This is a genomic window from Faecalibacterium sp. AF27-11BH (assembly GCF_003603005.1).
Classification (GTDB): domain Bacteria; phylum Bacillota; class Clostridia; order Oscillospirales; family Ruminococcaceae; genus Faecalibacterium; species Faecalibacterium taiwanense.
The window spans coordinates 220535-234333 of sequence record NZ_QVGS01000001.1 but is presented as its reverse complement, the minus strand read 5'-3'; the positions used below and the strand labels follow the sequence as shown (position 1 = coordinate 234333).

Below are 13799 nucleotides of genomic sequence, written 5' to 3'. Positions count from 1 at the left end.
GATTTTTACAGAGAATCGCGGATCTGCTTTGCATTTTCGAGGTCAGCCAGACGCCATTCCATGATACTGTTGGCATCCAGACCGTTGCAGTCAGCAACCATCTGATCCCACAGTGTATCGAACTCGCTGTCGGAAGATGAGTAGACCATCTTCCAGCTTGCAGTGGTGACCTTGTCCTTGATTGCATCGATCATCAGCTGCATATTGTCGTCCGGCAGGCTGGTAAAGCTGAACACATCCTGCAGGGGGCTTTCGCCAGAGTAATCATCGCCCAGCCATTCCTTCCAGTTCTCGTGGCCGGTGGTTGCACGCCACTGGTCGAACACCTTGGAAGAAGTGCCGATCTCGCTGAACTCGGTCCAGCCCAGAATGGAAGCGGTGCGGTAGCCGCCCTTGCCGTCGCCGAAACGGGTCAGGGTTCCGTTGCGGGCCAGGAACGGAGAGTTCCACATTTCCAGAGTCTCGCCGTTGGACAGGGTGAATCCAGAGGAATCGTTGTGGCCGTCCTCAAACCACTTGGTACCGGCCTCGGTCAGGTAAGCGTTACCCTGATCATCGCTGTACCAGAACTCTCCGTCCGGACCCTGAATGATGTTCAGGTATGCTTCGGGATCTGCCAGCATATCCAGATAAGCAAGGCACGCTTCCACATTCTTGGTGTTTGCGTTGATGCCGATCAGGTAGCGGCTGTCGCCGTAGGTGGTGACCGGTGCATAGAAGACCTTTGTGCCGGGGATGTGATATTCCAGATAGGTGGGTGCCCAGCCCGGCAGGTAGCCGGAGGGGATCTGGGCGTAGCCGCCGTCCACCTTGACCTTCTGGGTGGGACGGTCATTGTTGATGCTGTCCGGGTCCATCAGGCCGCGGCGGTAGACCTTGTTATACCATTTCAGGCCCTTGTAATACAAGCTATCCTTATCCAGAATGGAGTGGTACTCGCCGTTATACATATCGGCTTCCAGCAGGTAGGGCAGCTGATGCTCGAAGTAGCCCTGCCAGCGGTACCACAGGACCATGCAGGCCCAGAAGCTGGAGTCAGAACCGTTGTTCAGGATGGTGCCGAAGCAGGGAGTGCCGTCCTCTGCGGTGGGTCGAGCTTTCTGCATCTGCTCCATAACGTCGATCAGGTCGTCAAAGTCCTTGATCTCCGGTGCACCGATCTCTTCATAGGTGTCCCAGCGCAGGCGCAGGGCGTTGCGCTCAGTAGAGTTAATCCAGCTGTACTTGACGTAGGTGTCGCCGCACTCGCAGGGGATGCCGTACAGGCCGCCGGTGCCGGCGCTCTTGAACTTGCGGGCAAAGTTCAGGGACTTCTCGATCTTCTCAGAGCTGTTGACATGGGGCATCTGATCCAGATAATCGTCCAGATTCAGCAGCATACCGCCCTGCACCATGATGTCCAGACTCTGTTCGGGGATGAACATCACATCCGGCAGGTCGCCGCTGGCAAGGATGGCGTTGGTCTTTTCATCCGAGTAAGCCCAGATGTCCAGATTGAAGCCACGGGAAGCGAAATACTCGCCCTTGAAGCCGCCAACCAGACCGCTGGATACGTTTGCATCACGGGGATAGAAAGTAATGGTCTGCGGGCCGCTGGAAGCGGAACCGGAGGTATTTCCTGCGCTGCCAGAAGTCGTGCTGGAAGAGCCGCCGCAGGCGGTCAGGGCAGCTGCCGAACCCGCAATGGCGCAGGTTTTGAGGAAATTACGACGCGAAATCTTTTTCATAAGAGGTTCTCCTTTTCTTGTATTTTTATAAGAAATTGTTTTTTCAATTCATCTGGAACTGCTTTAGCCCTTGACGGCACCGACCATCAGGCCCTTGACGTAGAACTTCTGCACAAAGGGGTAGACGCACAGGATGGGGATGACGACCACAGCGGTCAGGGTCAGACGGATGCCGGTGGGGGTAATGGTCGCAAAGGGGTTCTCGCCGGAGATCTGCTCCGCCGCAGCGGTGACCTGCTGCAGCAGCTCATACAGCAGATACTGCAGCGTGTAAAGCTTGGTATTGGTGATATACAGCTTGGTGGTGAAGAAGTCGTTCCACTGGTTCACGGCGGTGAACAGAGAGATTGTTGCAAGGATAGGAGTCTGAAGCGGCATCACGATCTTGAAGAAACGGGTCATGTAACCGGCACCATCCAGATACGCAGATTCTTCCAGCTCCGGGCTCATGGCTTCGATGTTGGTCTTGACCAGAACCATGTTGTACACGGACAGGCAGGACGGAATGACGTAGACCCAGAAGCTGTTGACAAGGCCCAGCATACGGTTGTTCAGGTAGACCGGGATCATACCGGCGGAGAAATACATCGTAACGACCGTAAAACGGTACCAGAACTTGCGTTTCCACATGTTCTCCTTGGTGAAGAAGTACGCCATGTAGCTGGTAAGCACCAGACTGATGGCGGTGGTCAGCACCGTGCGAGCGACCGAGATAAAGGCTGCATTGCCCAGATTCTGGATTTTGAAGATTTCAATGTAGTTGTCAAAGTTGATGCCTCTGGGCAGCAGGATGATCTGGTTCAGGTCTACGGCCTTCTGCTCGCTGATCGTGCAGATCATCAGATAATAGAACGGATACACGCAGATCAATGTGATGATAGTGAACACAATGAGGCCGATGATGTTGTAAATTTTATCTTCGGTGCTCATCTTGATGCGGCGTTTGGGGGGCTGCTTGATTTTTTGCCGGGTGGCTGTCATAGCAATCAATTCTCCTTTCGATCAGAACACGCTGGTGCCGCGGATCTTCTTCGAGGCAGTGTTGGCAAAGGTGAACAGGATCAGTGCAATAACCGATTTCATCACGCCCACGGCGACCGAGAAGGAGATCTGACCGCTGCCGATACCCAGATTGTAAACGTACAGGTCCAGAACTTCAATATGTTCCTTGTTCAGTGCGTTGCAGAAGGCCAGGTACTGGTCGATGCCGGAGTTCAGGAAGTTGCCGATGCTCATGATCAGCAGCACGAAGAAGGTGGGCATCAGCAGAGGGATCGTGATGTGCAGGATGCGCTGCCAGCGGCTTGCGCCGTCGATCATGGCGGCCTCGTTCACTTCCTGATCCAGACCGGTGATGGCTGCAAAGTAAATGATAGCATTCCAGCCGAGGTTTTTCCATGTGTAAAGCAGTGCCTGAATGAGCCAGACGTGCTTATCGGTGGTAAGGATGTTCACGGTCATTTCTGCGCCGAACTTGCTCATCAGGGAGTTAACCAGACCAGAGGAGCCAAACAGGCTGGACATCAGGGAGAACATGATGACCCAGCTGATGAAGTGCGGCAGCGTGGTAAGGGTCTGCACACATTTCTGGAAGCGGGTGCTCTTGATCTCGCTCAGGAAGATGGCAAACAGCATAGGCAGCGGCATGAGCAGGTAGTTGATGCACTGGATGCCTAGCGTGTTGCGCAGCACCCGGAACAGATTCTCGCGCATGATGGGGTTGCCAAACAGGTTGGTGAAATTCTGGAAGCCTACAAACTTGCAGTTTGCCAGCGACATGCCAGGCTTGTACTGAAAGAATGCGTAGACCCAGCCCCACAGGGGCATATAGTGGAATACGAACACGAGTGCGAGACACGGGAGGATGAGCAGGAACAACTTGAAACTTTCGATGCGCTTCTGGCGCGAACCGGCCGTTTCCAGCAGTTTGCCTGCAGCGGCTTTGCTGGACGACATTGAGGCGTCAACTCCTTTTCAGATTTGTGAATCGTGTGTGAACGATTTGTTGTGTTTCGAGTATAATCGAGCTTTCCGCCGTTGTATATAACAAAAATTTCAGCTTGTGTAAAAAATAACGGTTTGTGCAAACATGCAAAAAATACCATTTTTCAACAACAGAAAATTATGATACAAGCCATAATTTTTACAATTTACATTTTTCAAACTGCCCGTTACAATGAAGAAAAAGATGCAAAGCCGCTCTGCAAAGGGGCGCTTTCAGATTCAGGAGGAAGAACCTATCATGCTGACAAAATCCACAGATCCTGCGGTGCGTCCCAGCACTCCGCTCGCCTACGCGCAGAGCGCCTGCGACACCATGATACGCCGTTACGCTGCCGCCGATCTTCCGCCGAAAGGACATTTCCACTACCATCAGGGTGTGTTCCTCTCCGGCGTATACAAAACTTACCAGCTCTGCGGCAACGAAGCCTATTTCTCTTATATGAAAGACTGGATCGATTCCGTATTCACCGAGGATGGCCGCATCAAAAACGACTACAAGCACGGCGATCTGGACGACATTCAGCCCGGCATCCTGCTGTTCCCCCTGCTGGAAAAGACCGGCGATGAAAAATACCGCAAGTGCATCGAGTTTGTTGCCAAACAGTTGCCGGATGTCCCGCTGTGCAAGTGCGGCGGCCTGTACCATAAAGTCAGCCTGACCGGCCAGATGTGGCTGGACGGCCTGTACATGGCAGGGCCTTTTGCCGCTGAGTACGCCCGGAAGTTCAACCACCCGGAGTGGCTGGATTTTATGGTAAAAGAGATCTTCCTGATGCGCGACCACACCCGCGTTCCGGAAACCGGACTGTGGCGTCACGCATGGGACGAGACTAAAACGGCGGACTGGTGTGACCCCGAAACGGGTCTTGCACCGGAATACTGGGGCCGCAGCCTTGGCTGGGTGCCGGTGGCCGTGATGGATGTTCTGGATCAGATGAAGCCGGAGGACGCACATTATGACAAACTCCGTGCTCTGGTCAAAGACCTGCTGACTTCCCTGCTGAAATACCAATCCGCAGATGGTCGGTGGTATCAGGTGATCGACAAGGCAGACCAGCCGGGCAACTGGCCGGAAAATTCCTGCACCTGTCTGTTTGTCGCTGCACTCAGCAAAGCAGTGCGGCAGAAGATCCTTCCCGAGAGCGCATTGGACGCAGCTAAAAAGGGCTACGAAGGCGTGATCCGCTCCCTGAACTGGGAAGGCAATGATTTGCTGATCGGCAAGGTTTGTGTCGGAACGGGCGTTGGCAGTTATGACTTCTACTGCGGCCGCCCCTGCTCCACCAACGATCTGCACGGTGTTGGAGCGTTCCTGCTGATGTGTACTGAACTGCACTCGGTACTTGCATCTTAAAAGCACCCACAAGCCTGCTTATCTTATTCTTCTCCTAACGAACAAAATGGAGCTGTACGGTTTTGTTCATCCGTACAGCTCCATTTTGGTTTATTCGGCATTTTCTTCGGGTTTCTTTCGCAGAACGCATAGTTCAGCGATCAGACCGCCGGTCGGGTTCTTCCGTATCACCAGACCGCACTTGGGGCCATAGTATAGTTGTATCCGCTGGTGCAGATTTTTCAGACCATAGCTTTCCTGCTCGGTGGCGATCGGCTCCTGCAAATGGGCATTCAATGCCTGCAAAGCATCTTCTTCCATGCCAAAGCCGTTGTCCTCTACTGTCAGAACGTAAGTATCCTCATCCCGGATATAACCACGGAATTGCAGGATATTGTCCTGCCGGGAGGGGTCAAAGCCATGAGCAAAGTAGTTTTCGATCAACGGCTGCAACACATTGCGGATGATACCGTATTGCAGGACTTCCTTATCAATGTCATATAAAATCTGCATGGCATCATTGTGGCGGGCACGGTAGATTGCAAGATACCGCTGACTGAACGCCAATTCCTGCTGCAATGGAATAAAGGTCTGCGCACCGATGAAGCCGCGGAAAACGGATGCGGTCTGCGCGATCAGTTCTGCCGTTTCATCATCCCCGTTTTCGTAGCAGCGGGCACGGAACACATCCAGCGAATTGTAGAGAAAGTGCGGATTGAATTTCGCCTGAAGCTCCTGCATCTCCGCTTCTTTGTGTTTCAGCTGGTAGTAATATGCCTTGTCGATGTTCTCTTTCAGGCTTTCGGCCATTTTATTGATGGAATGGGCAATGTCGGCAAATGCAGCCTGATAAAAGTTTCCTCCGATGCGGTAATCCAGCTGGTTCTGGCCCAGCGCATCCAGTCCATCCCGGATGCGGCGCGCCTCACGTTGAATCGTTCGCATGACCAGACAAAGCACAAGGATACTCAGCGCAGAGAGCTGCAAAATCGCCGTCAGAAGTTGCGGCGTGCTGGCGTTCGATTTCAAAAACAGTTCTTTCCAGTCGATCGTGTAGTAAACCGTGCCGCCACGTGTGGTGAATGGATCGACCATGGCATACCATTTTCCGGTATCTGTCTGGAATACGCCGCTGCCGGCCTGAAATATTTCCTCTGGAAGTTCGATGTGTTCCTCGCCCGAATGGTACAAAAGCCGCCCTTCGTTGCTGATGATCTCAAATTGCAGACTTTCCAGAGGCAGGTTTTCTTCCGCAAACTGCTGGATCTGGCTGATTCCATAGCCAAACAACAGAACACCCTTTGTGAGAGCAGGAGTGCCGCCCGCGACCGCAATCGTATTTCGGAGCTGTGAGCGTTCACTTTCAATTTCTCCGTAGATCTCCATCAGGTTGTTTTTCTGCTGCATCTGTTCCATGTATGGAAAATCATCAGGCAGGGCCTCCATGATCCCGACCCCGGTTCCGGTTTGGGAGGCGGCATAATAGATGTAATTGACCTTTCGCACCGATGAATAGGCCGCGATCCATTGGATGCGGTCATCACGCACGACAATCTGTGCCAGCACATTGGAGATGTCATGCAGTTCCACCGGAGTCAGTCCATCATCATCCGGGACAGCAAAATAATCACGTAGCAAGAGATAGGAGGTTGTCCTGTTTTCAAAAATCGGAAGATACGACTCCCAGAACTGCTCCGTCAGGTTCTGGTACGCATTGCCGACCTGCGTAAGCCGGATGTTGACATCTGCCAGAATCTCAGACTTCTTCTGCTCATAAGAAAGAGCGCAGACAAAAAGGCTTGTCAATATCAGAATGATCCAATAGAATGCTCCAATCAGCAAAAAGATATTCCAACGCCGACGGATCGGCTTCGTTGTCTTATCCATCCGGCCTTACCCCTCGTTCATGTGCAGCCCCATCCGATAGCGGGACGGTGATATTCCCTTGTTTTCACGGAAGCACTTCACATAGTAGCTTGCCGAAGCAAAGCCGACTTCTTCCGCAATGTCCTTGATTTTTCGGTTGGGGTTGCGCAGCAGGATGATGGACTGGTTGATACGGCACTGCATCAAATAATCATTGAAAAATGTTCCCGTTTCCTTTTTGAACAAATGGCCGAGATAGGCAGGGTTCATGCCGTTCTTCGCACAAAAGTCCTTGATGGAAATGCCCGCGCCCTCCATCACGCTGTCATGTATATAGTGCAAAGCGACCTGAACGATGGGGCTGAGTTCGGCAAGGCATTTCATAAATGCCTGCCGCCCGGTCACGAGCATATCTTCCACCGCACGGGCAAAGTCGCTCTCCGAGTGCTGTTTTTCCGGTGTCCATGTGGGAACGCGGAGAACTTCTCGTAGATTTTCCTGTGCCGGGAACTCACTCATCAGAACGCGCAGACAGCCTTTGTGCAGCCTTGACAGCGATTTCAATGGGGCATCTTTTCCATCCTGCTGGTACAGCTTGGTGGCAAGGTGGCGATAACCGGTGTCCCGGATGTTCTGGTCCGGCAGATAATACAGGATGCGCACTTCCTCCGCCAACAGGTCGGCATCAATGCCGAGCGTGTCGGTTTCCTCTTTCAGCAGCACCGGGCTGTCCGAAAGATCATTCATGTCGATGGTGTCGCAGGCGTTCAGGTAGCTCATGTGGAGCAGATCGGTTTCCTTGACAGATGTGCCAATGGCAACACGAACTGCATCCACTGCATTGCTTTCCTGCGCCGCATGAGAAATTTCATCCGAAATATTCTCTCTGGAAAGATCGCGCCCGCCGAGAATCATGACCCAGCGGCCTTTTTCGTCCCAAAAGCCGTTTACTTCATAGCTGGCAGACAACTGTTCCCGACAGGCCGCCCGGAACGCCGCAAGGGAAGATTTTCCGCGCCGCACAGCACACACTACGCAATACTCCGGCTGATACAGATTGATGCCCAGCACGGCGGCGCGCTCGCCCAATTCTTCGCTGCCGATGGAGCCCGATACCCACCGGTTCAGCGTGTTTTCCCGCAGAAGATCCCGGCTGTTTTTGCGGCGGTTGTAGATATTGTCCAATGCTTTCTGGATAGTCTGCTCCATCTCCACATCGGCGACCGGCTTGAGCAGATAGTTCTCAACGCCAAGCTGGATGGCACGGTGGGCGTACTCAAACTCGCCGTACGCAGTCAGCAGGATACAGTGCGTATCCGGGTACAGACTGCGCACCTTTTCGATCAGTTCCAGACCATCCATGCGGGGCATCCGAATATCTGTTACCAGCAGGTCAATGCGCTGCTGCTCAAAATACTCCAATGCCGCCTGTCCGTCCGATGCAGTCAGGAGCTTGTCCACACCAAGTTCCTGCCAACCGATCCGAACCTTCATCACTTCCAGAATTTTCTCCTCGTCATCTACAAGTAACACAGTGTACATGACAATATCCTCCTATTTTCCATTTACCTGTTTTGAGGATACCAAAATTGAACAGATTCCGTCAAGGGTTTCATCTGTTGTATTCTACAGTTCTTGATATGTTCTGAAATATTTTATATGTACTTCCCACGAAATCAACGATAGAATATATTTAGAAGTACTGGAATTGAAGGAGTTTTTATGTTGGAACACTATTTTTCGCAGAACGGTCTGACCGCCTGCTATACCGATACCGCTATCACCCTGTTCTGGGACAAGCCCGCTGCCGCTGGTGCAGTGGAAACCTATACCATTCTGCGGAATGACACCGTAGCCGACACAACCACCAAGACCCATTTTACGCTGGAGCATCTCCTCCCGGAAACGGAGTACACCCTGTTCGTCCAGTGGCGGGGCGGCGGAATCGGTGAACTGACCGTCCGCACTACGCCCACGAAACATTGGCTGGATGTGGCCGCTGCGCCTTACAATGCAGTGGGTGACGGTAAAACCATGAACACCGCTGCATTGCAGAAAGCCATTGACGACTGCACGGAAAATGAGTGCGTTTTCTTTCCGGCAGGTATATACTTGACCGGTGCCTTGCGGCTGCACAGCAACATGGAATTGTATCTAGAAGAAGGGGCTGTCTTGCAGGGCACTGCCGACCCGGAGGACTATCTGCCGCGCATTCCCAGCCGCTTTGAGGGCACCGAGATGGAATGTTACAGCAGTCTGCTGAACCTTGGCACGCTGGACCACGCCGCCGGGCCGAACTGTGAAAACGTCATCCTGCGCGGCAAAGGCACCATTGCATCCGGCGGCAAGCTGCTGGCCAGCCGCATCATTGAAAGTGAGCGCGAGCGGCTGAAAGAGTATCTCGCCCAGAACGCAGACCTCGTATCCACCTGCGAAAACGCCGATACCATTCCGGGGCGCGTCCGCCCTCGCCTCGTCAATATGAGCAACTGCCGGAACATCTGGATGCAAGGGCTAACCTTTGCCAACGGTGCCAGCTGGAACCTGCACATGATCTACTCCGACCAGATCGTGACCGACCACTGTACCATCAAATCGGATGGTGTGTGGAACGGCGATGGCTGGGACCCAGATTCCTCCACGAACTGCACGCTTTTTGCCTGTGAGTTCTGCACCGGCGACGATGCGGTGGCTATCAAATCTGGCAAAAATCCGGAGGGCAATGTCATCAACCGCCCGACCAAGCACATCCGGGTGTTCGACTGCCACAGCGGCTTCGGCCACGGCATCTGCATCGGCAGCGAGATGAGCGGCGGCGTGGAGGATGTGAAGATCTGGGACTGCAACATGTCTGTATCCACCTCCGGGCTGGAGATCAAGGCCACGAAAAAGCGTGGCGGCTATGTCCGGGATGTGGAGGTGCGGGACTGCACCCTTTCTCATGTGATGGTGCATTCGGTGGGCTACAACGATGACGGCATCGGCTCCGCTGTGCCGCCCATTTTGGAAAATTTCCGTTATGAGCGGGTCACCCTGCTGGGCCGGTACATCGACCACGACCATCTGTGGCATTCCTGCCCGGCCATTGAGCTGTGCGGCTTTGATGTGCCGGGGTACGAAGTGAAGAACGTCCGGTTCAAGGATGTGGTGTTGGAGGACAACAACGGCCCTGCCCAGAGCATCCAGATGCAGAATTGCCAGAACGTCAGCCTTGAAAATATCACCGTGCAGGCCGGCACACAGCCGGAATAAAAGAAAGGAGCAGTTCGTATGAGCATTTTTCAGCAGAATTATGATAAACCGGGGCCGGGCGTAGAACGCGACACGCCACGCAAAACAGGTCTTGCCCGCATCGTTGAAGTCCTGAGCCGCGATTTCTTTTCGTTCTGGAAAGCAAGTCTCCTGCTCTTGCTCAGCTGCATCCCGCTTGTCTTAGGTGTGCATATTACACTGCTCAACTCGAATGCCGTTCTGATGCTCCTTGCCTCGGCACTGGGCGGAATGATCGCCGGCCCGCAGCTGTGCGGTATTGCAGATACCATTCTGCGCAGCCTGCGGGAGGAAGCCGGATTCTGGTGGCACACCTATTCGCAGGCATGGAAACGCAATGTGCGCTTCTGTCTGCTGCCCGGCGCGGTTATGGGCATCTTGGTCGGAATGCAGTTCTTTGTCCTGTGCAATCTTGGCAAACTTACCGTGACCGCAGGACTAGCCGTTACACTGATTCTGGGAATCCTTCTTTCGGTCAGCATTTTCCTGCTGGTCTGGATGCAGGCCGCTGTGATGAACCTCTCCTTCGGAAACATGATTCGCAACGCGGTGCTGCTCATTCTGATCAGCCCTGTTCGCGCAGTCGGAGCAGTGGCTGTCCAGATTCTGTACTGGGGTGCGATCTGGCTGTGGTCGCCGGTATCGCTGGTCATTTTTGCCCTGACCGGTGCATGGCTTCCGTTCCTGCTTAGCGTTTTTCTTTTGTATAAGCCGTTGGAACAGAACTTTGAATTGGAAAAGAATATTTCCACTCTCCAAGCGGAAAAGTATGCGGACTGAAAGGACGCATTGTTGCAAACCTGCTAACGAGTGTCAATAGCCTGAACAAAAAATCATCAAAAATTTATTGCCGGGTGCAGTTGAGCATCCGGCAACTTTAATAAGCCGACAACACAGCTTGTCGGCTGAAAATCATCGTAATGGTTCATCAGAAACCATCAACAGGCATCAGGAGATGGCTGGGAACGCAGAAATTCAGTAACACGAGCGTAATAGACTCGCAGGAACTTCGCACTTCCTGCGACGGTATAAACGTAATAATGCTTTCCTTCGGAACGCTTTTTGTCCATAAAGCAGTAAACAGCATTTTCCGGGTTTGAGCGTGTTAAAATAATATTCGATACAATAAAAATAGTTCGCCTCAGATGCGGTGAGCCTCGTTTAGAAACGTGGCGTGACTTGGATTCAAATGCACCAGACTGGAACGGCGGTGCGTCAATACCAGCAAAGGCTACCAACGCTTTCTTGTTTTTGAACCGCCGAACATCACCAATTTCGACCATAAGAGCAGGCCCGGTCTGGGTCGTTCAAAACTTGCATGAGGTGAGAAGCGGCTTCTGCAAGGGAATCGTACTTCATCTGTTCAGGAACTGGCGTTTCCAGAAGAGAAACGCCCCACGCCTGCATACAGTCCGCAAGTTCTTTCTGTGCCTGCAATGCTGCCGCCTTACGCACATCCGGGGTGGTTTCTGTATCCAGAACGTAGGCTGTGGAGTATTTTCCGTTGCGATCTTCCGTCAACTGCACCATGGAGTAGTGCTCATTCCAAAAGCGGCAGAAGCGAACCCTGCCGCCGATATTCTCCATGTCATGGCACAGTTCTTCTTCGCTGCTCCATTGTGGTGTCTCGGACAAAATGCAATTCAGTTCCGAAAGAGCCAGCCGTTCTTCCGCCGATAGCTCTCCATGCAGGCATTCACGTTTTAGATTATTCTGCCAATACGGGCTCAACTTTCCATTCCGGGCATCTTCCATTGCTTCTTCGATATTGGGTAGCATTGTCATGTCGTTCACCTCAAATACTCGCCATCAGTGTTGTATACACGCTTATGGTGTTGATCATAGACTATTTGAGGGCAAAAAGAAAGAGCGTCAGCACGTTTGCTGCGCTCCTTGATATAGGTGTTATTTTATGATATAGGGGATATTATCGGTGTATGCGTTCAGGATGTCAATGGCGGCTTTCTTCTGCCCCGGCGTAAGTCGGCTCAGCTTTCTGCTCAGTTCATCATCTGCCACATGGGAAGCAGATGCAACCGAATCCCGGATCAGCACATCGGCAGATACGTCCAGCACCTCGACGATTCGGATAAAGGTTTCCAGTTTAGGGATTTTTACTCCGCGCTCTAAATCCCCAACATAATTTGCTGACAAATCGACCCGTTCTGCAAACTGTTCAATCGTCCAGCCTTTTTCCTTGCGCTGCTCTCGTATTCGTTGACCCAAAAGCGTATTCATAGCGACCTCACATTCTAATTGTGTTTGTTGCACACCAATAGCATACCTGTCGCAATTTTTGTTATACGCAATCCATTTGTGTTTATTCAACGCCATTCGGGTAATTTCAAGGTGGAAAATTTTTGTGCGTATCTTTGGTCAAAAAAGCAATGGTCTTTGGGGACGGTACATGGTACAATAGCAAACGTCGTGCCCCTTGGCACATGAACGAAGGTAAAAGGAGCTGCTGAACGTGGATACGATCTATCTGCTGCCCGGTGAGGAACGCTGCGTTGATTTTCGAGATGCTAATGGAGTCCCGAAGGTACACTACACTTACTGTTCCATCCGTGGCAAACTTTTCAACTGCACCTGCTGCACAAAGGACGAAGCCCAGCGGCTGTGTGAAGATTGGCTTATAAAACAGGACCGCTGCTATATAAACTAAAAAAGCCGCCGAGGACGCTTCCCAAGTAGGAAAGCTCCTCGGCGGTATTCGTTTAGCGGGTCTGCGTTTTTTCGGTGGTGTCCTTTTCCTCTGCAAAAAAGCGTTCTACGTTTTTCTGCGCACGAACCAGTTCTTGCATCTCGTTCCGTGCCTTGCGGTAGTCCGGGTAGGCTGCTTTCTTCTTAGTCAGCAGTTCTGCGAACTCTGCGTCCAACTCCTTGACCTTCGGCAGCTTTTGCAGCCCGACCTCGTCAAAGGCAGCTTTCGCTGCCTTGTGCAGGGTGATTTCTTCCCGGTGGGCTTCCAAAAACTTTTTACTGTACCCTGACTTGCGGTAGGCATCATAGACCGGACGGGTCTTGGCATAGTTGATAATGTGGGTTTTCAGGACGGCGATTTCTGTCAACCTCGCTTCTGCTGCCTTGATGGAATCGCCCATGGCATGGTAGCGTTCGGTTGCCGCTGCTGCACGTTCCCGCAGTTCCTCTGCGTTACCGATTTTCTGCTCCTGCAAAAACAGCAGCGTCTTGGACATCTCTTTCAGGTTGAACTTGGTCGCCCACTTTTTGTAACCGACACTTTTGCCCTCTGCCATTTTTCCCTGAATGTCCACCAGCAATTGGAAGGGCTGCTCCTGCGGCGGCTTCTTCTGGTACGGCTGGTGCTTTGCCTTTCCGTCCAGCGCTGCCTTGATCTCGTCCTCACTGTACCCGCTGCCCAGCGTTCGGAACCGAATAAAGCGTTTCTGCCCCTTGCCCTTCACTGCCGTATGCTTGCCACGCTTGACTTCAAAACCCTGCTGCTCCAGCATTTGCAAAAATGTTTTGTAATCCTCCGGCTTTTCCGCAAGGATTGTGTCGATGATTCCGCACAGGCGGTCACGGTTACTTTCCTTGGGTGGATATTCAAAACTCTCTTCTCAGCTTCAGCTTTC

11 protein-coding genes and 2 pseudogenes are annotated in these 13799 nt (G+C 52.5%); 4 read left to right on the top strand and 9 right to left on the bottom strand.

Going from position 1 to position 13799, the window contains the following annotated elements; genetic code table 11:
- Window positions 1–5 precede the first annotated feature (5 nt).
- From DWY76_RS01120 to DWY76_RS01110, 3 genes are all read right to left on the bottom strand, one after another.
- The gene (locus DWY76_RS01120; RefSeq protein WP_120079652.1) at window positions 6–1727 is read right to left on the bottom strand and encodes a substrate-binding domain-containing protein; all 1722 of its coding nucleotides are present in this window, start codon (window positions 1725–1727) and stop codon (window positions 6–8) included.
- A 63-nt stretch (window positions 1728–1790) separates the two neighbouring features.
- Window positions 1791–2708: a carbohydrate ABC transporter permease gene (locus DWY76_RS01115; RefSeq protein ID WP_120079394.1), complete on the bottom strand. Its 918-nt coding sequence runs from the start codon at window positions 2706–2708 to the stop codon at window positions 1791–1793.
- A 21-nt stretch (window positions 2709–2729) separates the two neighbouring features.
- Window positions 2730–3683, bottom strand: coding sequence for an ABC transporter permease subunit (locus DWY76_RS01110; RefSeq protein ID WP_120079392.1), 954 nt, complete (start codon window positions 3681–3683; stop codon window positions 2730–2732).
- A gap of 286 nt (window positions 3684–3969) precedes the next feature.
- Here DWY76_RS01110 and DWY76_RS01105 point away from each other — a divergent pair, with 286 nt between their 5' ends.
- Entirely contained in the window at window positions 3970–5085 is a 1116-nt protein-coding gene (locus DWY76_RS01105; RefSeq protein WP_120079650.1) for a glycoside hydrolase family 88 protein, read from the top strand.
- A gap of 90 nt (window positions 5086–5175) precedes the next feature.
- Here the strand turns inward: DWY76_RS01105 and DWY76_RS01100 are convergent, their stop codons facing one another.
- Both DWY76_RS01100 and DWY76_RS01095 read right to left on the bottom strand, forming a co-directional pair.
- Entirely contained in the window at window positions 5176–6951 is a 1776-nt protein-coding gene (locus DWY76_RS01100; protein ID WP_120079390.1) for a histidine kinase, read from the bottom strand.
- Window positions 6952–6957: 6 nt separating this feature from the next.
- The gene (locus tag DWY76_RS01095) at window positions 6958–8472 is read right to left on the bottom strand and encodes a response regulator (RefSeq protein WP_120079388.1); all 1515 of its coding nucleotides are present in this window, start codon (window positions 8470–8472) and stop codon (window positions 6958–6960) included.
- A gap of 180 nt (window positions 8473–8652) precedes the next feature.
- Between DWY76_RS01095 and DWY76_RS01090 the strand changes: the two genes are divergently transcribed.
- Complete coding sequence (locus DWY76_RS01090; RefSeq protein ID WP_120079386.1) at window positions 8653–10182, top strand: glycoside hydrolase family 28 protein; 1530 nt, start codon at window positions 8653–8655, stop codon at window positions 10180–10182.
- Between the two features lie 18 nt (window positions 10183–10200).
- Entirely contained in the window at window positions 10201–10980 is a 780-nt protein-coding gene (locus DWY76_RS01085) for a hypothetical protein (RefSeq protein ID WP_120079384.1), read from the top strand.
- A gap of 158 nt (window positions 10981–11138) precedes the next feature.
- On the opposite strand, the pseudogene DWY76_RS01080 reads toward DWY76_RS01085, so the two are convergent.
- From DWY76_RS01080 to DWY76_RS01070, 3 genes and pseudogenes are all read right to left on the bottom strand, one after another.
- A pseudogene (locus tag DWY76_RS01080) lies at window positions 11139–11495 on the bottom strand (transposase); the annotation flags it as partial.
- A complete protein-coding gene (locus DWY76_RS01075; RefSeq protein WP_133300773.1) occupies window positions 11467–11994 on the bottom strand; it encodes a hypothetical protein in 528 nt (175 codons plus the stop codon). The pseudogene DWY76_RS01080 and the gene DWY76_RS01075, both read right to left, overlap by 29 nt.
- A gap of 111 nt (window positions 11995–12105) precedes the next feature.
- Window positions 12106–12534, bottom strand: coding sequence for a helix-turn-helix transcriptional regulator (locus DWY76_RS01070; RefSeq protein ID WP_120079378.1), 429 nt, complete (start codon window positions 12532–12534; stop codon window positions 12106–12108).
- Between the two features lie 136 nt (window positions 12535–12670).
- Here DWY76_RS01070 and DWY76_RS14295 point away from each other — a divergent pair, with 136 nt between their 5' ends.
- On the top strand, window positions 12671–12865 hold the full coding sequence (locus tag DWY76_RS14295; RefSeq protein ID WP_044959886.1) for a DUF3873 family protein: 195 nt from the start codon (window positions 12671–12673) through the stop codon (window positions 12863–12865).
- Window positions 12866–12917: 52 nt separating this feature from the next.
- On the opposite strand, the pseudogene DWY76_RS01060 reads toward DWY76_RS14295, so the two are convergent.
- A pseudogene (locus tag DWY76_RS01060) lies at window positions 12918–13786 on the bottom strand (relaxase); the annotation flags it as partial.
- Window positions 13787–13799: the final 13 nt, after the last annotated feature.